1 pseudogene is annotated in these 595 nt (G+C 75.6%); it reads right to left on the bottom strand.

What is annotated here, in order from left to right:
- Nucleotides 1–384: pseudogene (locus I8N67_RS41890) on the bottom strand (zinc ribbon domain-containing protein); the annotation flags it as partial.
- Nucleotides 385–595 lie beyond the last annotated feature (211 nt).

Here is a 595-nt window from a genome sequence, read left to right on the forward strand (position 1 = left end):
GGATGCGGGATCGGGACGCACCGGCATGCGCACGGTCAGCACCCCGTACCGGAAGGGGTCTTCCGGGCAGCGGGTCAGGGTGGCGAGCTGCTTGTCGACCGCCGCGAGCACCACCTGTCCGCCGCCCCCGCCGGGCGGCGGCTCGCACTCGGTGACATCGGCGGGCATCCGGCGATGGCGGGTGTGGAAGTCGGTGATCTGCCGGGTGCGGGCCAGCAGCACACTCGACGCCACCTGCCCGCCCTCCGGGAGGACGGCCCGCAGGGCCTGCCACTCGGCATCCGTGCGCCGGGCCGGGTCGGCGGGCCAGGTCGCCAGCAGAGCGGTGGTGATCTCGGCCCGCCACCAGGCCGAGCGCAGCACCCGCCCGGCCTGCTCCTGCACGATCCGCACCACCCGGTCCGGCACATACACACACAGGGACAGCCACCGCCCAGCCCAGCCGCCGCAGCGCCATCCACCCCTGCGACGGCAGCCCGGCCCCCGACTGATCCGTGCCCGAGGCGAGCCGGGCCAGACCGGCCCCGTTCCAGTGCTCCCGGACCACACCGCAGGCCAGCGATGCGACGAGCCCGGACAGCCAGCCCGCCCGCTC

It is taken from the genome of Streptomyces adelaidensis, assembly GCF_016598475.1.
Taxonomy (GTDB): domain Bacteria; phylum Actinomycetota; class Actinomycetes; order Streptomycetales; family Streptomycetaceae; genus Streptomyces; species Streptomyces adelaidensis.